General features: G+C 52.2%; 20 protein-coding genes and 1 pseudogene. 8 read left to right on the plus strand and 13 right to left on the minus strand.

Annotated features, from left to right (window positions below):
* Positions 1-4 precede the first annotated feature (4 nt).
* Entirely contained in the window at positions 5-886 is an 882-nt protein-coding gene (locus QWY27_RS07835; protein WP_290196413.1) for a DMT family transporter, read from the minus strand.
* Between the two features lie 82 nt (positions 887-968).
* Between QWY27_RS07835 and QWY27_RS07840 the strand changes: the two genes are divergently transcribed.
* A complete protein-coding gene (locus tag QWY27_RS07840; RefSeq protein ID WP_290196415.1) occupies positions 969-2,219 on the plus strand; it encodes an MFS transporter in 1,251 nt (416 codons plus the stop codon).
* Here QWY27_RS07840 and can read toward each other — a convergent pair.
* The 6 genes from can to QWY27_RS07870 all read right to left on the minus strand — a co-directional run bounded on the left by can (position 2,199) and on the right by QWY27_RS07870 (position 6,252).
* Positions 2,199-2,879, minus strand: coding sequence for a carbonate dehydratase (can, locus tag QWY27_RS07845; RefSeq protein ID WP_290196416.1), 681 nt, complete (start codon positions 2,877-2,879; stop codon positions 2,199-2,201). The two genes, QWY27_RS07840 and can, sit on opposite strands and share 21 nt — an antisense overlap.
* Before the next feature lie 30 nt (positions 2,880-2,909).
* Complete coding sequence (locus tag QWY27_RS07850; RefSeq protein WP_290196418.1) at positions 2,910-3,413, minus strand: hypothetical protein; 504 nt, start codon at positions 3,411-3,413, stop codon at positions 2,910-2,912.
* A 15-nt stretch (positions 3,414-3,428) separates the two neighbouring features.
* A complete protein-coding gene (locus tag QWY27_RS07855) occupies positions 3,429-4,178 on the minus strand; it encodes an SDR family NAD(P)-dependent oxidoreductase (protein WP_290196419.1) in 750 nt (249 codons plus the stop codon).
* Positions 4,179-4,202: 24 nt separating this feature from the next.
* A complete protein-coding gene (locus QWY27_RS07860; protein ID WP_290196421.1) occupies positions 4,203-4,562 on the minus strand; it encodes a DMT family protein in 360 nt (119 codons plus the stop codon).
* Between the two features lie 147 nt (positions 4,563-4,709).
* Complete coding sequence (locus QWY27_RS07865; RefSeq protein WP_290196422.1) at positions 4,710-5,411, minus strand: TerC family protein; 702 nt, start codon at positions 5,409-5,411, stop codon at positions 4,710-4,712.
* A gap of 295 nt (positions 5,412-5,706) precedes the next feature.
* The gene (locus QWY27_RS07870) at positions 5,707-6,252 is read right to left on the minus strand and encodes a cytochrome b (RefSeq protein ID WP_290196424.1); all 546 of its coding nucleotides are present in this window, start codon (positions 6,250-6,252) and stop codon (positions 5,707-5,709) included.
* A 124-nt stretch (positions 6,253-6,376) separates the two neighbouring features.
* On the opposite strand from QWY27_RS07870, the pseudogene QWY27_RS07875 reads away from it, so the two are divergent.
* A pseudogene (locus QWY27_RS07875) lies at positions 6,377-7,794 on the plus strand (high affinity choline transporter 1).
* A gap of 74 nt (positions 7,795-7,868) precedes the next feature.
* On the plus strand, positions 7,869-9,260 hold the full coding sequence (locus tag QWY27_RS07880; protein ID WP_290196426.1) for a glycosyltransferase: 1,392 nt from the start codon (positions 7,869-7,871) through the stop codon (positions 9,258-9,260).
* Here QWY27_RS07880 and QWY27_RS07885 read toward each other — a convergent pair.
* Both QWY27_RS07885 and QWY27_RS07890 read right to left on the minus strand, forming a co-directional pair.
* A complete protein-coding gene (locus tag QWY27_RS07885) occupies positions 9,241-10,623 on the minus strand; it encodes an MATE family efflux transporter (protein WP_290196428.1) in 1,383 nt (460 codons plus the stop codon). The two genes, QWY27_RS07880 and QWY27_RS07885, sit on opposite strands and share 20 nt — an antisense overlap.
* A gap of 12 nt (positions 10,624-10,635) precedes the next feature.
* Positions 10,636-12,024 carry a GntP family permease gene (locus QWY27_RS07890; protein WP_290196429.1) on the minus strand — a complete coding sequence of 463 codons (1,389 nt, stop codon included), beginning with the start codon at positions 12,022-12,024 and terminating at the stop codon, positions 10,636-10,638.
* 311 nt (positions 12,025-12,335) lie between these two features.
* Between QWY27_RS07890 and QWY27_RS07895 the strand changes: the two genes are divergently transcribed.
* On the plus strand, positions 12,336-13,280 hold the full coding sequence (locus tag QWY27_RS07895; protein ID WP_290196431.1) for a LysR substrate-binding domain-containing protein: 945 nt from the start codon (positions 12,336-12,338) through the stop codon (positions 13,278-13,280).
* A gap of 1 nt (position 13,281) precedes the next feature.
* On the opposite strand, the gene QWY27_RS07900 is transcribed toward QWY27_RS07895, so the two are convergent.
* Entirely contained in the window at positions 13,282-14,115 is an 834-nt protein-coding gene (locus QWY27_RS07900) for a transporter (protein ID WP_290196555.1), read from the minus strand.
* A 207-nt stretch (positions 14,116-14,322) separates the two neighbouring features.
* Between QWY27_RS07900 and QWY27_RS07905 the strand changes: the two genes are divergently transcribed.
* Positions 14,323-14,955 (plus strand): trimeric intracellular cation channel family protein, encoded by a 633-nt coding sequence (locus tag QWY27_RS07905; protein WP_290196433.1) that lies wholly within the window; start codon positions 14,323-14,325, stop codon positions 14,953-14,955.
* Here QWY27_RS07905 and QWY27_RS07910 read toward each other — a convergent pair.
* Both QWY27_RS07910 and nhaR read right to left on the minus strand, forming a co-directional pair.
* A complete protein-coding gene (locus tag QWY27_RS07910) occupies positions 14,952-15,920 on the minus strand; it encodes a Bug family tripartite tricarboxylate transporter substrate binding protein (protein WP_290196434.1) in 969 nt (322 codons plus the stop codon). The two genes, QWY27_RS07905 and QWY27_RS07910, sit on opposite strands and share 4 nt — an antisense overlap.
* Positions 15,921-15,947: 27 nt before the next feature.
* Entirely contained in the window at positions 15,948-16,826 is an 879-nt protein-coding gene (gene nhaR / locus QWY27_RS07915; RefSeq protein WP_290196435.1) for a transcriptional activator NhaR, read from the minus strand.
* A 141-nt stretch (positions 16,827-16,967) separates the two neighbouring features.
* Here nhaR and QWY27_RS07920 point away from each other — a divergent pair, with 141 nt between their 5' ends.
* Positions 16,968-17,930 carry a TerC family protein gene (locus tag QWY27_RS07920; protein ID WP_290196437.1) on the plus strand — a complete coding sequence of 321 codons (963 nt, stop codon included), beginning with the start codon at positions 16,968-16,970 and terminating at the stop codon, positions 17,928-17,930.
* A 53-nt stretch (positions 17,931-17,983) separates the two neighbouring features.
* Here QWY27_RS07920 and QWY27_RS07925 read toward each other — a convergent pair whose 3' ends face one another.
* Positions 17,984-19,360, minus strand: coding sequence for a sensor histidine kinase (locus QWY27_RS07925; protein WP_290196439.1), 1,377 nt, complete (start codon positions 19,358-19,360; stop codon positions 17,984-17,986).
* Positions 19,361-19,477: 117 nt separating this feature from the next.
* Here QWY27_RS07925 and QWY27_RS07930 point away from each other — a divergent pair, with 117 nt between their 5' ends.
* Together QWY27_RS07930 and QWY27_RS07935 are read left to right on the plus strand one after the other, a co-directional pair.
* Positions 19,478-19,768, plus strand: coding sequence for a GNAT family N-acetyltransferase (locus QWY27_RS07930; RefSeq protein WP_290196441.1), 291 nt, complete (start codon positions 19,478-19,480; stop codon positions 19,766-19,768).
* 77 nt (positions 19,769-19,845) lie between these two features.
* Positions 19,846-21,108 (plus strand): aspartate carbamoyltransferase, encoded by a 1,263-nt coding sequence (locus tag QWY27_RS07935; RefSeq protein WP_290196443.1) that lies wholly within the window; start codon positions 19,846-19,848, stop codon positions 21,106-21,108.
* The last annotated feature ends 28 nt before the right edge of the window (positions 21,109-21,136 follow it).

Below are 21,136 nucleotides of genomic sequence, written 5' to 3' on the forward strand. Positions count from 1 at the left end.
GGACTTACAGCCGTCGCTTGAGCCAATTTGGCCAGGAAGCCTGGTTGATGATGAGCACGCCGAGCATGGTGATCACGATTCCCATCAGAACCGTGGGCGTCAGGGGCTCGTCAAACAGCGCCCAGGCCATGACTGCTGTGGTTGGCGGGACGAGATACATCATGCTGCTGACTTTCGTGGCGTCACCGCGTCGCAGCAAAATAAACCAGAGGCTCATGGCGCCGATCGATATCGCGAAAATACCCCAAAGCATGGCGCCGATCATGGGGCCAGTCCACTGAATTTCGCGTGTTTCAAAAAGAAACATCATGATGACGCATAGCAAGGTACTGATAGAGAACTGAATGATGGAACCGGTACGCAAGTCAAAAGAGGGACAAAAGCGTTTCTGGTAAAGCGTACCTGAGGTGATGGCAAACATCCCTCCAAAGGCGAGCAGGATGCTGGTCAGGGAAAGGCCTTCGAGACGGATGTTGGTAAACAACACCAAGGCCACGCCAGTCAGTCCCAGAATGAGGCCGATCCATTGGCGAGGCGTGACCCGCTCGGAAACAAAGGACGCCAACAGGCCAGTCAGAATGGGCTGCAAGCCGATGATCAAGGCTGCCAGTCCGGCAGGCATGCCGAGTTTGACGGCCGCCCAGACGCCACCAAGGTAGCCGAATTGAAACAAGGCACCGGCAATGGCGATGTGCCAAACCTGACGACCACGCGGCCAGGGAGCTTTAAGCCAAAGCACGATCGGGATCATGCAGAGCACGACGGCGCCAAAGCGAATCGCTAAAAAGGTCATCGGCTCGGAATAGGGCATGCCGTAGCGGGCGATGATAAAGCCGGTGCTCCAGATCAGGATGAAAACCGGGGTAAACCAAAAGGTGCTTGTCATGACCGACAGTGTACGTCCAGATGCAGGGCCTCTGCATCGGTTTGAGTCATGTTACGCTGCATATTACTTCTGATCGTACTGTATGAATAACACTCCGGCCCCCGCAGAACTGATTGATTCGCGTTACGCATTTTGGCGTCTGGTCATCGCATTGCTTGCCATGCTGATGGGTAGCAGTTGCATGTTTGTGGTTGCGGTCGTCCTACCCGAAGTCCAGTCGGAGTTTGGCGTTTCCCGTTCCGATGCTTCTTTGCCTTACACCTTGATGATGATCGGTTTTGGTGTGGGTGGCGTCTACATGGGGAAAATCGCGGATCGTTTCGGGGTCACGGTTTCTTTGTTGATCGGCTCCGCGGGGATTTTGATTGGTTTCATCTGGGCAGGCCTGAGCACGAGCATCATGGGTTTTGCCATGGCGCATGGCTTGTTCCTTGGTTTGCTGGGGACTTCGTCAACCTTTGCACCCTTGGTGGCGGATACTTCCTTGTGGTGGAATAAACGTCGCGGCATAGCGGTGGCGGTGTGTGCCAGTGGCAACTATCTTGCCGGCGCGGTGTGGCCTTATCTGGCCCAATGGGGCGTGACAACAATCGGGTGGCGCGAGACCTACCTCTGGATGGGGGGTGTGTGCGGTATCAGTATGGGGCTGCTGGCCCTGTTTTTGAGACGACGTCCCCCGCTGAATGTTGTCGCAAGCAGCACGAGTCCAACGGTTTTTTCTTCCTCCCGACCTTTCGGGCTGAGTGTGGGGCAGGCTCAGACGCTCCTGATTGTCGCTGGCCTGGCTTGCTGTGTCGCCATGTCGATGCCGCAGGTCCATATCGTGGCCTATTGCGTCGATCTCGGCTATGGCGCTGCGCGTGGCGCGGAAATGCTGTCGCTTATGCTAGCGTGCGGTGTGATCAGTCGTTTGATTTCAGGCGCGATTTGCGACCGGATTGGCGGCATCAGAACACTCTTGCTTGGTTCCTCGCTGCAGGGCATTGCCTTGTTGATGTTCCTGCCTTTCGATGGGCTGGTCTCCTTGTATTTGATCGCGGCAACCTTTGGTTTGTTTCAAGGGGGGATCGTGCCTTCTTATGCGATCATTATTCGCGAGCATTTTCCCGCCGCGGAAACAGGCCGTCGGGTGGGCGCCGTCATCATGGCGACTATGCTTGGCATGGCCTTGGGTGGCTGGATGTCAGGAAAAATATTCGACGTGACGGGTTCTTACAAGGTTGCCATGATCAACGGCTTGATCTGGAACGGACTCAACCTCACGATCGCCTGCTGGTTGTTCTGGCGGCTCAAGCGCCAGAGCGTGAGCTTGTCAAGTAAAGCGTTTGGCTAAAACTTGCTGATAGCGTTGTTCGAGCTCGTCGGGTGTGGCCACACTCACACCGAGATCGCGCGCCAAGCCGTCCTCCACGCCATAAACCCAACCATGGATCGTGAGGGGTTGGCCACGATGCCAGGCATCCTGCACACTAGTTGTTTGACAAACATTGACGACCTGTTCGATCACGTTCAGTTCGCATAAACGGTTCAGTTTTTCGCTGCGGTTGGTCAGTTTGCCAAGATAAGTGCCGTGCTTGTCATGTACATCTTTCACATGACGAATCCAGTTGTCAGCCAAGCCGATGCGCACATTTTCCATCGCGGCGCGCACGCCACCACAACCGTAATGTCCCACGACGATGATGTGTTTCACCTTGAGCTGGTCGATGGCGAATTGGATCACCGATAAGGCGTTGAGGTCGGTGTGCACGACAACGTTCGCGATATTTCTGTGTACAAACACTTCGCCAGGCGCCAGGCCGGTGATTTGATTGGCGGGCACTCGCGAATCTGAACAACCGATCCAGAGGTATTCTGGTGATTGCTGGTTGGCCAGACGATTGAAAAAGTCGGGATCTGCTTTGATCACAGAGTCGACCCACTCCCTGTTTTTATCGAACAAGTGAGTGAGTGCATGGGGGTTGTTTGCTTTCGGAGCGTAGGAGCTGGTCATGGACAAGTGTCTTTAAATTTCCAAATGATGTCAGGGCTGCGTGGCGCCCGCTTGCTTGAGCAGTGTCTCCACCATTGAAAAGGAGTTGTCATCACGCAGATTGACACGCACGATTTTGACGCCCGCATCACCCATGACACCTAAGGGCGAGTCGAATTGAAGATAGGCGTAACCTTTGACGCGAACATCTCGTCCATCTGGAGTGATAGAAAACCTGATGTTGTCCGTCATACTTCGGCCAAAGTCATCGTTCATCAGATCCGTGAGCAATTTTTCTCGATCCTCGCTAATGGGATGGCGGATGCATATAACTTCGGTATGGTCAGGCTGAATGCGTAAGCGATTTTGAGAACAGGCACCCATGAGGTTGTTTTTAACCTGAACAGGAGAGGCGTTTTTAAAGGTGACCTCGGCAGCGCGCTCAGGCACGGCATTGGCTTGCTTTTTCTGTTCTTTCTCTTTGTCGGGAGTACCGCAGCCAATGAGTAGCGCAAGGAGGGTTACACCGAGAACGGAAGGAAAAAGGCTTCGCATAAAGAGTTCCATTGACTAAAGAGTTTGTCCACCGTCAACGACGATGGTTTGACCTGTGACCCAAGAGCCGAGATCGCTCACCAGGAAGGCGACGACTTGTCCGATTTCTTCGGGTTTGCCATAGCGGCCGAAAGGGATTTTTGCCAGTGTCGCTTCGTAAAGCTTTGGGTTGTCGCGTTTCACTTTATCCCAATTTCCTCCTTCGAAAAACACGGAGCCCGGAGCGATGCAGTTTACGCGTATGTTTTTCTTGGCGTAGGAGAGTGCCTGGGTCTGTGTGTATTCCATCATGGCGGCTTTGATTGCGCCGTAGGGCACTGAGCGAACCGTGGCTTTGAGACCTGATATCGAAGAGATGTGAATGATGTTTCCGCCCTTTTTTTCAAGAAAGGGCATTGCCGCGGCGCTGGCGCGTACAGCTGCCATCAGGTCGATTTGCACACTTGCCGCCCAGTCTTCCTCGTTATCCAGGCGTCCGAAGGCTGAGGCATTGTTGACCAGGATATCGATACCACCGAGTTCTGCCGCAGAGTGATCGACCCATGTTTTGATTGCGTGGGCATCACCTAGATCGCAGGCCGTGGACAAGACCCGGCCGCCATATTGAGCAAGCGTTTTTTGGGCTTCGTCCAGAGAGCTTTGCGTGCGGGCGCAGATCGATACATCAGCTCCCGCTTGCGCGAAACACTTTGCGATCCCAAGGCCAATGCCTCGACTGCCTCCGGCGACGAGTGCGCGCTTGCCTGTCAAATTTATCTGCATCATGTTGTCCTCTCTTTTGGCGAGTATTTAGCTTCGGAAAATAAAGTAGACCGCTCCGAGCAGGCACAGTCCTGCCCAGAGGTAATCTGTCTTGAAGGGCTCGCCCATATAAAAAATCGCAAAGGGGATAAACACGCCAAGTGTGATCACCTCTTGGACAATCTTGAGCTGGCCAAGTGAAAAATATTGAAAGCCAATGCGGTTACCCGGTACTTGCAACATGTACTCAAAAAATGCGATGCCCCAGCTGATGATGGCGGCGATCCACCAAGGTTTTTCGGAGAGATTTTTGAGGTGTGCGTACCAGGCGAAAGTCATGAATACGTTCGAGAGGATCAGCAGGCCGATAAAGCTGCCGGGTCCAGCGAGTGTGGAGAGGCTTGGCATGGTTGGCTAAATACGCTTGAGCGGAAGGGGTGGTCTCGCTTTCATGAGCAAGTGTATAGCAGAACCGAAAAAACAAATGGCTCCCGAAGGAGCCAAGTGTCAGTCAGAGCGTTGTGCAGCAGTGCTCAAGCAACAGCAAATTACGAGTTAGTGCGCTTGCGCGGCGGCTTTTGCTTTTTTAGCTTTCATGTTGCCGACCAACAAAACGCCAATCACGGCGATGACGATCACACCCCAATACAGAATGGTTGATGTGCTGTTGCCCGCCTTGAACACGTCGCCGAGCAGCTGCTCGTTGACAATCATCTTGCCCGCAGTGAACGCGAGAACGGCTGCACCCAAGTTGATGACGATCGGGAAGCGCTCAACGATTTTGAGGACGACCGTGCTGCCGAGCACCACGATCGGGATACTGATCAACAAACCGATGACGACCAAGTCGAACGAACCTTGTGCAGCGCCAGCCACGCCAAGCACGTTATCGATACCCATCAGCGCATCGGCGATGATGATGGTTTTCATCGCGCCCCAGAAACCATTGACCTGAAGGTCGTCATGGCCACCTTCATCGCCAGTGTCGGCGAGTAATTTGTAGGCGATCCAAACCAGACCGAGACCGCCAATCAGCATGAGTCCGGGTATTTTGAGCAGCCAAACCACGACGAGTGTCATGGCTGAACGTACGGCGATTGCACCGACCGTACCCCAGATAATGGCTTTTCTTTGGAGCTGCGGCGGGAGTTTACGGGCAGCGAGTGCGATCACGATGGCGTTGTCGCCGGCGAGAACTAAGTCGATGATAATGATGGCCAAAAGAGCGGACCACCAGGGAGCGGAGAAAAGTTCCATAATTTTAGAAGCCTTTGGTGTGATAACGGAGCGACGGTCTTGCTCAGCGATTCAGTGAATGAATCTCTGCCCGACAAACCGGAAGCCGGGCATATGCTTAAGCTTCGTGTATGACGACTTGTCGAAGGTCTACGGAAACAGGGCGGTGATTTTCCTGTTTGGGTCGACCAGAGCTACTCCCCATCGAGCGCACAATGTACCAAAGTTTGTACGCCCGTGGGCTTGCGCGGGCACTGAGTGTTGCGTTCTAAGGGCTTTCCCTAGTCTGAGGGCGCATGCCTTATGTCTTTTTAACTTAGTTTTTCGGCCACATACGTTGAAACACGCCGTCTTTTTTGATGACTAAGTGATGGAGTGCCGCCGCAATATGTCCCAGTGCAAGAATGGCCAGCACCATGGCGAGATTGCCGTGAATCTCGAAAATTTGCTTGGCGAGGGCTTGATCCTTGGGGATGCCAGGCATCGCGGGAAGGTGATAGCCACCGATCGTGATGAGCGCAGGGAAGGCAGTCACGCCCGCCCAGCCTAGAAGCGGAACAATGAGCAACAACAAGTAGAGCGCGCCATGGCCTGCAGCCGCGAGTTTGATGACGGTGGGAGAAACGCTGGCAGGGTAGGATGGCTTGGTCGAACGTATTTTGACAATGATCCTGAGCGCGGTCAGCCACAAGACGATGAATCCGATGAGCTTGTGCCAGCCATAGAGGGTGTTGGTGAGGGCGTCCCATAAGTTGGCTGCCGCGCGTTCGGTCATCCAGACCCCAAGTGCGATCAGCGCAACAATGAGAATGGCGGTTAGCCAGTGCAACGCACGTGCGGTCATCGAGTAGGTTTGTGGCATGGAGATCTCCGAAGTGAAAGAGGGCGCGAGGCATTTCGGGAAATTATCTAAATTATGCACCGCTTGTCTATAATCCGAGCGATTAATTTCCCCCAAGACCGCGTGCCTCATAGGGACTATGGATATGTTGCTCTGGCTTGTTATCGGTTATCTCGCCATTTCTGTTGCCATTGGTCTGTATGGCGCCTCGAAAGTGCATAACGCACGGGACTATGTGACTGCGGGTAGGAACTTGCCCATGGCAGTGGTGCTTGCCATGGTGTTTGCGACCTGGTTTGGTGCGGAAACGGTTTTAGGTATTTCGGCGACGTTTCTCAAAGAGGGCTTTAGAGGCTTGATTTCAGATCCGCTTGGCGCCTCGCTCTGTCTAGTGTTGTTCGGTTTGATTTTTGCGCGTCCGCTTTACCGCATGAATCTGCTGACTTTGGGTGATTACTTTCGTATTCGCTACAACAGGCAAACTGAATTGCTTTTGTCGATCTGCATTGTGGTTTCCTATCTGGGTTGGGTGTCTGCTCAAATCACTGCGTTGGGTTTGGTATTCAACGTGCTCTCGCTCGACGTGATATCGGTCACGCAGGGGATGTTGATCGGGGCCGGTGTGGTGGTGCTCTATACAATCTTCGGCGGGCTGTGGTCGGTGGCATTGACAACATTCGTGCAGATGATTGTCATCATTGTTGGCCTGCTGCTTGTGACAAATTTCGCGACCGATCAGGCAGGCGGACTTTCAAGCGTACTGGCCAAAGCCTCTGCCGAAGGCAAGTTTAATTTCCTGCCCACATTCGAAATCTGGGACATGCTCGGCTGGATGGCCGCGCTGGTGACGATGGGCTTGGGCTCGATTCCTCAACAAGATGTGTTTCAACGCGTGAACTCCGCGCGCAACGAGACGATTGCGGTTTGGGCGACGACCTTAGGTGGCGTGTCCTATTTCTTTTTTGCCGCCGTGCCTTTGTTGCTTGCCTATACAGCCAATATCATCGATCCGCAGATGGTTGCCAAATTCATCCATACAGATTCGCAGATGATTTTGCCGACATTGATCATGGATCACATGCCGTTTTACATGCAAGTGATTTTCTTTGGCGCCTTGATTTCAGTCATCATGAGCACCGCATCGGGAACGCTGCTTGCTCCCTCGATTACTTTTACTGAAAAATTCTCAAGGGCTTCGCGCCACATATGACCGATCGTCAATTGTTGTGGTCCACGCGAATCACTGTGTTGGTGTTTAGTGCGATGGTGACGTTCTACGCGATTGCAACGGATGCGACGATTCACACGATGGTTGAAAACGCTTATCGCATCACGCTCGCGGGCGCCTTTGTGCCATTGGCAGCGGGATTGTTTTGGAAGCGTGCAAGCAACCTCGGTGCGGCGTTTGCTATTTTGTTTGGCTTGTCGACCTGGATCATTTTAGAGATCACGGGTGTGGACGAACCTGTTCCCCCGCAGCTCTATGGATTGTTGGCAAGCTTGTTCGGAATGATTTTGGGGTCAATCATTACACCCAACAAGAAACCCTTACATAGTCACTAAAAAGACTTGTAAAAAACACAATTGTGCATGAGTCGTTACAATGAGGTCCGAAAGACACCACGTGGGAGTCATCCATGCGGACACATATTGCGCGATTGTTGCGCGCCATCAATCACTACTGGCTTCAATTTAAACAACGCTTACCACTCGATCGACTAACAGGCACATCACCCCAAGCCGATCATGCTGTCCTGACAACAACAGCAGTGGATGCCCTGGCCTCGGTCATCATTCCTGCACTAAACGAAGAAAAAGCGATCGCTTCCGTGATCGAATACGCCCTGAACGATCCCGCGACGGGCGAAGTGATTGTCGTGGACGATAGTTCAATCGATGCGACGGCAGAGATCGCACGCGCGGCGGGTGCGGTCGTCTTGACGAGCTCGATGCTCGGCAAAGGCGTGTCGATGCGAGACGGCGTGGAGGCGGCCCGCCACGAGTTTGTCGTTTTTCTAGATGGGGATCTGTCTGGACTTCAAGCCAACATCATTTCCGATATGGTCCAGCCTTTACGCAACAATCAGGCCGACTTTGTCAAAGCAAAGTTTGGACGTGGTGGAGGACGCGTGACAGAGCTCACCGCCAAGCCGATGCTTAAAGTTTTTTTCCCCGAGCTTGCGCATTTTTCGCAACCCTTGGGCGGGATCATTTCAGGCAGGGTGAGTTTGTTAAAAAACCTGTCGTTTGAGGCAGGCTATGGCGTGGACATCGGTTTGTTGATTGGCGCCTTCCGTAAAGGCGCAAGATTGGCGGAGGTTGATATTGGTTCACTCGAGCATGAAAGCCAACCGTTGACGGATCTGACCTCCATGGCGTTCGAGGTCTCGCGTGTCATTCATCAGTATTCGCGCGAAGCTGGTCGATTGCATGTCGAACAAATCAATGAGATGTATGAGGTTCAGCGACAAGCAGTTGCCACCTTCGAGTATGTTCTGACCCGACAAAAGGGACGTACTAAATTACTGTTGCTCGACATGGACGAAATCATCACCGAGGAACGCTATATCGATGCCTTGGCAGCGGCGACTGGCACGCAAGAGGCACTCGCCAAGCTTTTGCAAGAATCTAACTTGACGGATCTGGAGCGTTGCGAGCAGGTCACGGCACTTTTTAAATTTGTTCATCGTAGTCAGTTCGAAAAAGTCGCAATGGAACTCACACTCAAACCGGGTGTGATTGAATATGTGAACCAGATGCGCCGCGAGCAGTTTATGGTGGGCGTGATTTCCAATTATTATTTCGCTGGTGCTGAAATCATTAGAAAGAGAATATTTGCTGATTTCGCGCTCGCACATGTCTTGCAATTTCAAAACGATATTTGTACCGGTAAGCTTCAGATCAATGAGGTCTTTCGCAATATCCGTGATCGTTCTGATGAATCGGTGTGTAAGTCCTGGGTTGTCGATCACTTCAGGGCTAAATCCAACGCACCGGTATTCGAGGAAATTAGCGTGGCGGTTGTTTAAACCACATACGGGGCGTTGTTGTAGCCAGAATAACGCCACCGTATAGCGTCATCGCGAGAGCGGAGGCTGCAAAAAACCAGATGAGCGAAGAGGTGAAGTGTAAAACCGCCCAACCGCCTAGTACCGCAATCATCAGGCGAAGCACCCCGCTCGCAAGCGGCCAGAATAGTTTTCTCGCGCCTTGTGCCGCGAAATAAAGCGTAAAGCCCAGACCGAAAAAACCAAAGAAGGGACCGACCACCCTGAGGTATGCCACACCTGCTTCAATCATGTCCGGATCATCGCCAAACAGCCGCATCCAGCTATGAGGCCAGATCGCCGCGGCCAGTCCGATGATTTCGGCAACCACAAACGCCATCGCGCCGCCCGTTAGGGCGATTTTCATTGCGCGCTTGCGCTGGTTGGCACCGAGGTTGGAGGCCACCATGGCGACCAGGGGGGCGCCAATGCCGAATGCAACAGGAAAAATAAAATATTCGAGTCGAGCAGCCGTGCCGTAGCCGGCAAGAGCAGCTGTTCCAAGATACGCGCCAACTAGTGCTGTGGTGGAGGCGATCAGGCCGTTTGTGAGCAATGGATTGAGTGTTGCGAGACCACCCACAGCAAGAATGTTGCGGATGGGCGTCCAGTCGAGCTTGCCAAGTTGCAGGCGTGCGAGATTTCTGCCCGAGACAACATACCAAAATAAAATCGCCGTGCCGCTCGCGTAGTAGATGACGAGCGCCCAGCCTGCACCTGCGATGCCAAGGGCAGGGAAGGGCCCCCAGCCAAAAATCAGAAGTGGAGAAAGCGGGATCAACAAGACTGCACCGCCAGAGATGACAAGACCCGGAGTGAACATGTTCCCCGAACCACGAATCACACTCGCGAGTGCGTTCATGATCCACATGAGGATTAAGCCGGGAAAGGCGATTTGTGCATAGGCGAGGGCTGCGGTGAGGGACGCGTCTCTCGCACCCATCAGCTCGAAAAGTGGCGTGCTGAACAGCATTAATATGACGCAGCATATGATGCCCAGGGCGGTATTGAGCACGACGGCATGCAACACCAGACTGTTCGCCTGTGCATAGTGTCCGGCTCCAAGCGCGCGCGCAACGGCGGAGGAAATGCCTCCGCCCATCGCGCCTTGAGACATGCTTTGCATCAGCATCAGGATAGGGAGCACCAAGGCCGCGCCCGCCAAAGCGTCAATGCCGAGTTTGGAGAGAAACCATGCCTCGATAAAGCCAGTGCTCGATTGTGCGATCATCATCAAAAGATTGGGCCAGGCCAGACCCAGGAGCGTTAAAAAGATGGGGCCTTTGAGCATGGCCTCCAGCCTGACGTTTGCCGGCTTGGGCGTAGTGTCGCTTTTGATGTTCATGCCAGATGATATCTAAAAACTTCCAAAGAGCGTAGCGAGCGTTAAAACCACACCCAAGGTGAAAAGCGGGAAAACAAGCGTCACCATGGCGACATGGGAGTAGGCTTGACGATGCGTGAGCTGACAAATACCTAATAAAGTGATGACAGCGCCGTTATGCGGCAGAGTATCCATGCAGCCTGAGGCCATCACAGCGATACGGTGCAAAAGCTCCGGGCTGATGCCTAGCGCAACGGCACGGGCAAGATAGTCTGCGCCGAGTGTTTGAAGGGCAATCGATAGGCCGCCCGAAGCCGAGCCGGTAATGCCCGCCAGCACGTTCACCGCAACGGCTTCGCTCACAAGAGGATTGCCCGGTGCGATGCTGAGTACAAACTCGCGAATGATAAAAAAACCGCTCAAGCCCGCGATAACGGAGCCGTAACCTACCTCCGAGGCAGTGTTGAGGATGGGTAGCATTGAGCCCTTTGCGCCTTCGTTGAGCGCTTCATTCGCCTCATCGAACGCACGTGTGCGCAGGACTTGCACGGCATAGAGGTAAAGCACGCCAATGCTTAACGCGCTTATGATGGCCCACAGGCCTGTCACAGAGGATAAAGTGCTGAGCCCGTAACCGGCATTATTGAGAAACTCAGGTTTCCAGTGCGGGAACCACCATTTTGCCATCAGGAGATTGGTGCCTGCCATCAGCATGATGGGGAACAGCGCGACACCGAACGGAATGGCGGCTGCCTGTGGGGTCATTGCGGTGGTTGACGAGTCGGGCGGGGGGGAGCTAAGTTGGCTCAGGTTGTTTTGTCTGGTGAGCCACCAGATGCCAAGCGAGGCCATCAAGAGACTGCCTACGAGTCCAAGGCCGGGAGCCGCAAAGCTATCCGTACCAAAAAACGGACTCGGGATTGAATTTTGAACAGAAGGCGTACCGGGCAAGGCCGTCATGGTGAAGGTGAACGCACCGAGCGCGATGGCGCCCGGCAGCAAATTATTTGAAATGTTGGCGCGCGCGAAGAGTGACTGCCCAATTGGAAACATCATGAACGCGACAACAAATAAAGAAACACCGCCGTAGGTCAGCAGTGCGCAGGCCAGTACGACTGCCAGTATGGCTTGGCGGGTGCCGAGTTTTTCAGTAATGGCATTGGCCAGCGCAAGTGCGTAGCCTGTGGACTCCATGAGACGACCAAAGACCGAGCCAAGCAGAAAGAGAGGAAAGTACTGAATCAGATAGCCACCCATTGCTTTCATGAAGACCTGTGTGTAGACGGGCAGCAGGTTTTGAAAGTCTCCGTTGAGCAGCACTGCGAGCAAAGCCATCGCAGGGGCGAGAATGAGGACGCTCATCCCGCGATAAGCTAAAAACATCAGCAGACCGAGGGAAAGAAGAATAGAGAGAAGTTCCATAGTGACCCTTTACATAGACATTTTCAGCCTAGCATGAGTCTGTTTAGTGATGGACACATGATGTGAAAAAGATGTAACAAAAAATAAGGTGATCAACCGATCGATTGATCACCTTTTATCCATCTTCCGGTAAGAAGAATCGGCTTTCACCCGCGCAGAGCCCCTGGGGACTGGATGCCTGTTGAGGGTAGTCAACAGTTGCGTATGAACAACCTGTAGAGGTATTACAACTTGTTTTTTACTATCTGCATAATATTGATTTAATCTATATCTATCTTTAAAACAGATGTTAGATAAAAAGGAAGCCGTCCATGGAACTCAGGCAGTTACGTTATTTCGTGGCGATTGTCGAGCATGGCAGCTTCTCTCGCGCCGCCAGCAAAGTGCACATTGCTCAATCGGCACTGAGTCATCAGATCGCACAGCTCGAGAACGAGCTAGGTGCCACGTTGTTTTTGCGCGCCCGGCGCGGGGTCACGCTGACAGAGGCCGGCGCGATTTTTCACGTCCATGCATTATCCATTTTGCGCCAAGTGGCAGACGCCCAGGCGAGCGTGTCGAGCTTGCTCAAGTCGCCATCGGGTCGAGTAATCTTTGGTTTACCGCACAGCGTTTCACACGCTTTGGCGTTGCCCCTGATCGAGGCGGTTCGTCAGGCCCTTCCGCAGGTCATTTTGGAACTGACCGAGGAGCTCACTGGCAACCTTGCGCAACAGTTGCAAGCCGGCTCTTTACATTTGTCCATATTGTTCGATGACGGGCAGTTGGGTGATTTTCTGTCCGAGTCTCTGGTAGCGGAGCGTATGTCTTTGATCCATCAGCCGCTTCGTGCGTCGGCACCCAAGAGACACTCGGTGAGTTTTCGAGAGGCGCTCAGTCGGCCGTTGATCTTGCCCGCCCAGCCCCACGGCGTGCGTCCGATCATCGAAGATGCGGCGCGCAAAGCAGGACTGCCTGCGCCCAATGTGACCGCGGATATCAGCTCAATTAGTATTTTGCGCAATTCTTTATTAGCCGGGATGGGACAAACTATTTTGCCCGTGATGCCACTAAAGGCTGAAATCGAAAGTGGCTTGTTGAGCAGTTTGCCGATTCGTGCGCCGGCGATCACGCGAACGGTCGCGTTGTGTCGTGCGCGTCACATCCCGCTCTCGACCGCCGCGCAGGCCGTCAGTGTCGTTGCCCGGCGGGTGATGCGTGAGTTGTGTGAGAAAAAAATATGGGTCGATGCAAATTTCATCGCAGCGGTAGAATGACTTAAAAAGCAGTCATGTACCTCAACACCACCCGTCTGGTTTCGGCAAAGCCAAAATGAGTATCGAGGTTGGTTCCGTATTGAAGCGTGAAGCGTCCTTTGCTCGTGGTCGCGACTGCGCTCAGGAGATAGCGGTGGTTTTGTAGGGCATTATTATTCGCTATCCCGTTGATCGTGGTCTCCGCGCCCCATGTGTAAAGGTAGGTTGCCGCGATGGCATAAGTCTTGTTCAGGTGGTAGATTGGTCCGATCTGTGCGGTGTAAAGCGGTTTCTGTGTGAGTTGCGCATTGTTTCGACCGACTTGGTTGTTCGGACCAAACCACATGGCATCAAAGCCGATTATGCCGTCGAGGTTTTTAGTCAGCCCTGTTTGATAGGCGAGCTGAATGTCGCCCCAGACACGATTGCCACCCATGTTAAATAGTTGCTGGTTGGAGTAACTGCCAGTCGGTAGAGTCAGATAGCCTGCAACACCAAAGTAAGTGCGCGTCTGTCTGTCTGCTTTTAGCCATAGCGCGGTTGCGAGAGTGACATCACCGACTCCGCTATCATTTGGATGATTCGAGGCCGCACCGCCAGGGTTCAACGTACCAACGGGAAGCTGGACAAAGGACAAACCTGTGTAGCCAGCAATTGTGTAGGAACGCCCAAGCCTGAGCTGGATTTGATTGCTGGTGAGTGTAGGTGTGTCGTTTGCTTTCTTACCGTTCGAATAGTTGCCTTTCAGTTCGGAGTTGATAAACGACACCGAAAAGAAGTTTAAATCCGGAGGTGGCGCCACCGCATCAAAGGGGTTCAGATCGATGGCGTGACTTTGAAAGGTCGCGAGCAGCATTGTTGTCAAAGCAATTTTGCTAGCCGATCGGTATGTTCCCATCTGGATGATTAGTAGTATTGGTATTAGGTTGTTTGTAACAGATAGTACCAGCGAGGTACTATAAAAATATTTAGGTGTAGTCGATTTGGCAATCTGAGAGTAGCTGTTACTCAACAGAATCTCAAGCCTCATGCCATTAGCCTAAGCATAACGGAGTGCTCGGAAATGGATGTTTCGGTATTTACCACGACTCAATTTGTGATTGAGGTTGTTGGCATTGTGGCATTCGCGCTTTCTGGCGTGATCGAGGCTGCCAGAAGGCGCCTAGACGTGGTGGGGGTGTGCGCAGTGGCCATCCTGGCATCCTTTGGTGGCGGGACATTACGCGATGTTTTGCTGGATCGACGCCCTTTTTTCTGGGTCGAAAATCATTCTTTGCTTTGGCTCGTGGTCCTGCTGGCGAGCGCGGCAATTATTTTTATGCGCGGCAAGCATTTTGAGCCTACCGAACGCGCGATGCAGTGGCCGGACGCGCTGGGTATGGGGCTTTTTTGTGCAGGTGGCACGCAAATCGCACTGAACATGGACATGCCGGCCCTGGTGGCCGTGATGATGGGCATGATTACCGCGGTATTTGGCGGGGTGTTGAGAGATGTCGTGTGCAACGAAATCCCGCGCGTGTTTAACGACCACCGGCCGTATGCTTTATGTGCATTTGCCGGTGGTTGGGTGCTTGTTTTAGCGCACGATCTCTCACTGCCGCAGTGGACAGGCTTGTTTTTGGGCGCCGCAACAGCATCGCTGCTGCGTGTGCTCGCCATGGTGTTTGACTGGAAACTCCCCTCGTGGAGGACTTAGTCCGCCTTCAGGTTTGCCTTTTTAATCACACCACCCCATTTGACAACTTCTGAGTCGACAAAGGCGCTCCAATCTTTCGCACCACGGGGGTCGGGAATTGCACCACGCGCGATGATTTTTTGTTGAAACTCGGGGTCATTCAGGAGCTTTTGCACATCCGCACTGATTTTGGCAACAACGGCTGGTGGTGTGCCGGCCGGAACCACTAAGCCCCCCCAGCCGCTTCCTTCAAAGCCAGGCAGTCCGGCTTCGGCGACAGTTGGCACATCAGGCAGCTGAGGGACGCGTTGGGCGCTTGTCATGGCAAGTGCTTTAATTTTTCCAGCCTTAACGTGTGGCAGCGCGGACGCCAGGCTATCGACTAGCAATGGAATCTGTCCACCCAACAAATCTGTCATTGCGGGACCGCTTCCTTTGTAATTCACGCCGGTCATTTCGACGTTGGCGCTGGATTTGAACAGTTCGCCGGTCAAATGCTGAGAGGTGCCCGTACCAGCGTAACCAATGTTCATTTTATTTGGATCTTTTTTTGCTGCCGCAATGAGATCGGTCACATTGTTGTAAGGGAATGATGGATGCGCCACGATCATAAGTGGGACGATGAATACACCATTCACCATTTCGAAGTCTTTCGGACCGTAAGGGAGCTTGGAGTAAAGGCTTGGATTCACGCCTAGTGTGCCGCTTGTTCCAAAGGTAATGGTGTAGCCGTCAGCGGGAGCTTTCTTGCCATCGAGCATGCCCACAATCGTGTTGCCGCGATTGTCCACGATGACGGGTTGTCCCCATTCTTTAGTCAAACCGTCAGCCAGCAAGCGACCAACGATATCAGTTGCCTGACCCGGCGGAAAAGGGACGATCAATTTGACGGGCTTGTTTGGATAGCTGTCCTGCGCAACGCTGTGCAGACTGGTCACGCTTGCTGTGACAGCAATGATCGTAGAAAGTATATTTTTGATCAGCATGTTTGCTCGCTTTTTAAGTGTCAGGAATTAGAATTTAGTAGTTAGTAGCGCTTGAACTGCCGGATTGTTGAGTTTAGGACGATCAACCAAAGCATAATAGCTTTCATAGACATCCTCAACGCGCCCGAGATGAATAACTTGAAACTGGGTCGTAATATCTGCGGGATCGAAGCAGGGCGCTGGAAAAAAACCCTCACCATGCATGCCGAAGGTTTTCATCAGCGCGCCATCATCAAACTCACCGACCACGTTGATCTGAATGCGGTGCTGAGACAGCCAGTCGTCTACTTGAGCCCGCAGAATACTGCCGTGAGTGGGTAACAACATCGGTTTGCCGTGTAAGCATTCAGGAAAAGACCCGGTCAGTTGTGAAACGAGTGTCTCACTGCCAAAAATAGAGACAGGACTTTTGCCCAGTAGGTGAGAGCGAATTTGCTGGGGGCCTCCTTGCGCATAGGGTCGATCAGACAGCACAAGGTCCAGGCGATGCAACATCAGTGAGGGGAGGAGTTCTTCAAAGCGCCCTTCGATGCATTCGATTTTGACCTGAAGTCCACCATGCAGTAGTGGCGCTAACAGGCGATAGGATGCTGTTTTGGGCAGGACGTCTGACACGCCAATCGTGAGTCGAAGCGTGCGCTCCAGCGACTCATCGGAGAGGTTGGTGAGCATTTGTTCACCCAGGCGAAAAATTTCATCGGCATAGCGTCGCGCGACGCGTCCCGCCTCCGTGAGGACCAGTCTGCGGCCCTCAAGTTGGAATAGCGTTCTGCCCAGATCGCTTTCAAGTTTCGATATTTGTCCGCTGACGGTTTGAACGCTAACGCCTAGTTTTTCTGCGGCACTTGCGAGGTTTCCCTCGGTAGCGACGGCCCAGAAATACCGCAGATGATGATAATTAAGCATAATTTAGTTCGAATAAATCTTATCAACTTTCAGTTTATATCCTATTTAAATAAGCGGCAATCGCCATTAGTCTCTCGCCTGTGCTCGATATGAAAGATGACGCAGTGTTTGCGTCTCGACAAAGGGTAACGGAGAGATTAGATGGAAACGATTGGTAGTTGGTGGATGTGGGCAGGCTTCGCAATATTTGTGGTCGTGGCCTGCGCGGTGGACCTGTTGGTCCTTCAGAAAAAAGGGGACGACAAAGTATCCATTGGCCAGGCCTTGCGCTGGTCGGCGCTTTGGGTCGTCTTGGCGCTGATTTTCAATGCCTTGCTCTGGTGGTACATCGACGGGCAGTCAGGTCGGGAACTCGCAAATCAGAAAGCCTCTGAATTTTTGACCGGTTATTTGATTGAGAAATCTTTGGCGGTCGATAATATTTTCGTTTTCCTGATGTTGTTCACGTTTTTCGCTGTACCGCCTCATTTGCAAAAGCGGGTACTGATTTTGGGTGTGATCGGCGCAATCGTGTTGCGAGCGGTCATGATTTTGATTGGCGCCTGGCTGATCAAAGAGTTTCACTGGATTTTGTATGTCTTCGGCATCTTCCTGCTGGTCACGGGAGTCAAGATGATTGTCTTCGCAGAAGCAGAAGCCGATCTTGAAAAGAATCCCATCCTTAAATGGATGCGTGGGCACATGAATATTTTGCCCAACTTTGAAGGCGAACAGTTCTGGGTCTACAAGAATGGCGTGCGGTTTTTTACACCGCTCTTTGTCGTGGTCATCATGATCGGTATTACCGACGTCATATTTGCTGTCGATAGTATTCCCGCTATTTTTGCGATCACAGAGGATCCGTTCATTGTCATGACATCGAATATCTTCGCGATCTTGGGATTACGGGCGATGTATTTCCTGCTTGCGGATCTTAAAGATCGGTTCCACTTGCTATCGTACGGACTCGGTTTCATTCTGGTTTTTGTCGGCACCAAGATGTTGATTGTGGATTGGTACAAGATTCCAGTATCGATCTCTCTGATGGTGGTGGGTGCCATCTTGCTAATGTCGATCATCGCAAGCTTGTTGATCCCGAACAAGTCAGCCACGCAAACCAAGTAAAACTGTCAGCAGGTTGCGCAGCAGATGAGGCATGGGCTTTTAACCGCCATGCCTCATTTCATTTCCCCGGGGAGTTCAATCAGAAAGTGAGTGCCACCAGTTGGTACGTCCTGATAAGTGATCGAGCCTCCGTTTCTGGAGACGATTTGTTTACACAGCCACAAACCCAAACCCATACCGTTGCGCTTGTTGCTCGCCGTCAGTTCAAAGATTTGCGCTTGTCTCTCCTTGGGAATGCCAGGCCCGTTATCGGAAATCGCCAAGTTCACCTTTCCTGATTGCATACTTGTTTGAATAGATATTTCTTTTTTTTCTCGCTCAACACTTGATAGCGCCTGAATAGCATTGTTGAGAATGTTTAAAATGACCTGCTGAATTTCTGGCGCGTTGACGCGTGCGACAGTTTGTGAGGCAAGATTTAATTTGACACTGATGTTTCGTCTTGAGAGTTCGGGGGTCGTGATCTGTAGGACCGATTGAACGATATCGCCAAGATCGATTGCATCAGTGTTCGGATTTTCTTCGTTAAAGATTGAACGTAATGACTGGATGATGCTGCCTGCGCGCAAGTTATCTTTGACAATTCTTTCGGCGAGATCTTTGAGGACAGCTTGATCGACTCTGCCGTTGGCAAGCTGGAGCTTCATAAACTCACTGTTGATTTGAACCGCACCTAAAGGTTGATTCAGTTCGTGGGCAATTGACGCTGAGAGCGCTCCCGTGGCGGCGGTTTTGTTTGCCCAGACTAGTCTGTCGATCAGTAGTTTTTCTTTTTCATTTTCCGTGATTTTAAGTAAGAAGATCGGGAAAATCATGTATCGGAAGATCGCAAGCAAAAACATTGCGATGAAGATAATCGTATTGATCACATTGGTGTCAAAAGCGACCGTGGCGATGTCCAACAGAACGAGTACGATCCGCGCTATCCAGAGGACGGTTGTCGCAAAAAAAAGAATCCCGTAGACCTTGATTAGATCGATATTCTTCTTCTTATATACCTGCAGGGATAGAAAACCGCTTTGAGCTGTGAGGTAAGCAACCGCCAGGCAGACAAAAATTGTTTGATAGCCGGGCGTCGACAGTATGCCTATACCGTACAGTGCCACGGCATAGAGACCAAAGGCGCTTAGGTTGTTCAGCAAAGACGGCCTAAGCGTGGGCTCTTTACCCAGCAGATTGATGAGCGAATAATTAAAGTAGCGATAGGCCAGAAAGGCGAGTGCGTTCGCGCCAACGTAGGAGATCAGTATCGGGATTTCATTTCTAAAAACGGTCACAAAGGAGGCGAAACCAAGCAGGAAGGCGCCAACGGCACAGTTTTCGATTGTTTTATTTTCCTGTTTGGAAAAGTAGAACAACAGCGTGACGGAGTAAGCGATCGAGAGTATTCCGTAGAATATGAATATCGCCGCGATGAGACTGAATGTCATATCTTAGGGGGGGTTAATAAATCCTGAGTGTGCAGTTTACAGCGTTGACCATGAATCCGTACCGAGTTTTAGTGTTTAATCGCGCAGTGATCTTTACGCTCAATACAGGTAGCCCTGATGCAAAATGACCCGGATGATTTTCAGATCGACATCTCTGAAGGGGTCGTTTTGATCAAAAATCAAAATACAACGATCGGATATACCCGCTTCAACGAGATGGGAGAGGTGGAATACATCTACGTCAATCCTCTTTACCGTCGCAAGGGGTTTGGTCGTCTGCTGATCAACGAAATCAAGAAGCTTAAAGGCCCGATCGAACGGGTACACAAGCCAATATCGCCCTTGGGCGCCCGGTTTTTTAAAGGGATCGGCCTCGAGGAGGCGTTGGATTCAAAAAAAGACGGGTAGATTAATAATTTCCCGCCGATCTACGCAAAGTGCATATAATCCCGTCAATCATGCCAACTTTTGTGTATAGGTGACATATGGCAATCGCGACACAGGCACTACTTCGGGACGCAATGCGTCGTTTAAATATGACTCGCGATGCATTTGCCGAGCGGATCGGTTGCAGGCGTCGCACACTCGACAGCTGGTTGCTGCCAGATGAGTCGAGTGAATACCGGGCGATGCCTGAGGTGGCGCGTCGGTATGTCACTGAAATTCTCGCTAATCTGCCTGATAGTCCGCAAAGTGCAGATGCCGGGTCAGGCTTGTCCGCCAATCATTTGCTGTCGGTTGATCAGTTGTCGCGAGAATCGGTTGAGGAGCTCTTCTGGCTGGCGGATGTGATGCAGCCGATAGCCCGTCGTCAAAAGGTCACCCGTGTGCTTGAAGGGGCTGTGCTGGCCAACCTGTTTTTCGAGGCCAGTACCCGCACGCGCATCAGTTTTGGAGCGGCTTTCTGTCGCCTGGGAGGTTCTGTCTGCGACACGACGGGCTTCACGTTTTCATCGATGGCGAAAGGCGAATCGATTTACGACACCAGTCGCGTGGTGAGCGGCTATGTCGACGCAATGGTGATCCGTCATCCGGAAAAAGGTGCGGTTGCCGAGTTCGCGCGTGCGACAAATATTCCGGTCGTCAACGGCGGCGATGGCCCGGGCGAGCATCCCAGCCAGGCGTTGCTCGATCTCTATACTATTCAGCGCGAGTTCTCCCGGCTTGGCAAGCTGATTGATGGTGCGCATATCGCCATGGTTGGCGATTTGAAATATGGTCGTACGGTGCACTCTCTGATCAAGCTGCTTTCGCTTTATCGTGGCTTGACCTTTACCTTGATCGCGCCTCAGTCGCTGGAGATGCCTGCTGAAATTGTGGATGTGGTCAGTCGTCATGGGCACCAGATCAAATTCAGCGACTCTCCCGCAAATGGTTTAGCCGAGGCAGATATTTTGTACGCAACGCGTATTCAAAAAGAGCGCTTCGGTGAAGAGGCGATTGACGGCTATGGCGCAGAGTTTGAAATCAACCAGAAGCTTGTGAATCAAGCTTGCAAGAAAGACGTTGTCATCATGCATCCCCTGCCTCGCGATGGTCGTCCAGGCTCTTATGATTTAAGCGTCGATTTGAATGCCGATCCTCGTTTGGCAATTTTCAGACAAACGGATAACGGCATTCCGATTCGTATGGCGATTTTTGCAAAATTGCTTGGCGTGGATCGACTGGTGCAGCGTTCAATGAAAGATGTGACTTGGGTCACACCAGCGCATATCGGACCCGATGACGCGTTGCCGGACTTTGAATAACTCGTAATGTGGAGGCTGCGGCTGCGCA

Origin of the sequence: Zwartia vadi (assembly GCF_030410375.1) — a bacterium.
Lineage (GTDB): Bacteria > Pseudomonadota > Gammaproteobacteria > Burkholderiales > Burkholderiaceae_B > Zwartia > Zwartia vadi.

Bases quoted from the DNA above. Each gene is read 5' to 3' on its own strand.
- QWY27_RS07835 (WP_290196413.1), bottom strand. From the start codon at position 886: ATGACAAGCACCTTTTGGTTTACCCCGGTTTTCATCCTGATCTGGAGC.
- QWY27_RS07840 (WP_290196415.1), top strand. From the start codon at position 969: ATGAATAACACTCCGGCCCCCGCAGAACTGATTGATTCGCGTTACGCA.
- can (WP_290196416.1), bottom strand. From the start codon at position 2,879: ATGACCAGCTCCTACGCTCCGAAAGCAAACAACCCCCATGCACTCACT.
- QWY27_RS07850 (WP_290196418.1), bottom strand. From the start codon at position 3,413: ATGCGAAGCCTTTTTCCTTCCGTTCTCGGTGTAACCCTCCTTGCGCTA.
- QWY27_RS07855 (WP_290196419.1), bottom strand. From the start codon at position 4,178: ATGATGCAGATAAATTTGACAGGCAAGCGCGCACTCGTCGCCGGAGGC.
- QWY27_RS07860 (WP_290196421.1), bottom strand. From the start codon at position 4,562: ATGCCAAGCCTCTCCACACTCGCTGGACCCGGCAGCTTTATCGGCCTG.
- QWY27_RS07865 (WP_290196422.1), bottom strand. From the start codon at position 5,411: ATGGAACTTTTCTCCGCTCCCTGGTGGTCCGCTCTTTTGGCCATCATT.
- QWY27_RS07870 (WP_290196424.1), bottom strand. From the start codon at position 6,252: ATGCCACAAACCTACTCGATGACCGCACGTGCGTTGCACTGGCTAACC.
- QWY27_RS07880 (WP_290196426.1), top strand. From the start codon at position 7,869: ATGCGGACACATATTGCGCGATTGTTGCGCGCCATCAATCACTACTGG.
- QWY27_RS07885 (WP_290196428.1), bottom strand. From the start codon at position 10,623: ATGAACATCAAAAGCGACACTACGCCCAAGCCGGCAAACGTCAGGCTG.
- QWY27_RS07890 (WP_290196429.1), bottom strand. From the start codon at position 12,024: ATGGAACTTCTCTCTATTCTTCTTTCCCTCGGTCTGCTGATGTTTTTA.
- QWY27_RS07895 (WP_290196431.1), top strand. From the start codon at position 12,336: ATGGAACTCAGGCAGTTACGTTATTTCGTGGCGATTGTCGAGCATGGC.
- QWY27_RS07900 (WP_290196555.1), bottom strand. From the start codon at position 14,115: ATGCTGCTCGCGACCTTTCAAAGTCACGCCATCGATCTGAACCCCTTT.
- QWY27_RS07905 (WP_290196433.1), top strand. From the start codon at position 14,323: ATGGATGTTTCGGTATTTACCACGACTCAATTTGTGATTGAGGTTGTT.
- QWY27_RS07910 (WP_290196434.1), bottom strand. From the start codon at position 15,920: ATGCTGATCAAAAATATACTTTCTACGATCATTGCTGTCACAGCAAGC.
- nhaR (WP_290196435.1), bottom strand. From the start codon at position 16,826: ATGCTTAATTATCATCATCTGCGGTATTTCTGGGCCGTCGCTACCGAG.
- QWY27_RS07920 (WP_290196437.1), top strand. From the start codon at position 16,968: ATGGAAACGATTGGTAGTTGGTGGATGTGGGCAGGCTTCGCAATATTT.
- QWY27_RS07925 (WP_290196439.1), bottom strand. From the start codon at position 19,360: ATGACATTCAGTCTCATCGCGGCGATATTCATATTCTACGGAATACTC.
- QWY27_RS07930 (WP_290196441.1), top strand. From the start codon at position 19,478: ATGCAAAATGACCCGGATGATTTTCAGATCGACATCTCTGAAGGGGTC.
- QWY27_RS07935 (WP_290196443.1), top strand. From the start codon at position 19,846: ATGGCAATCGCGACACAGGCACTACTTCGGGACGCAATGCGTCGTTTA.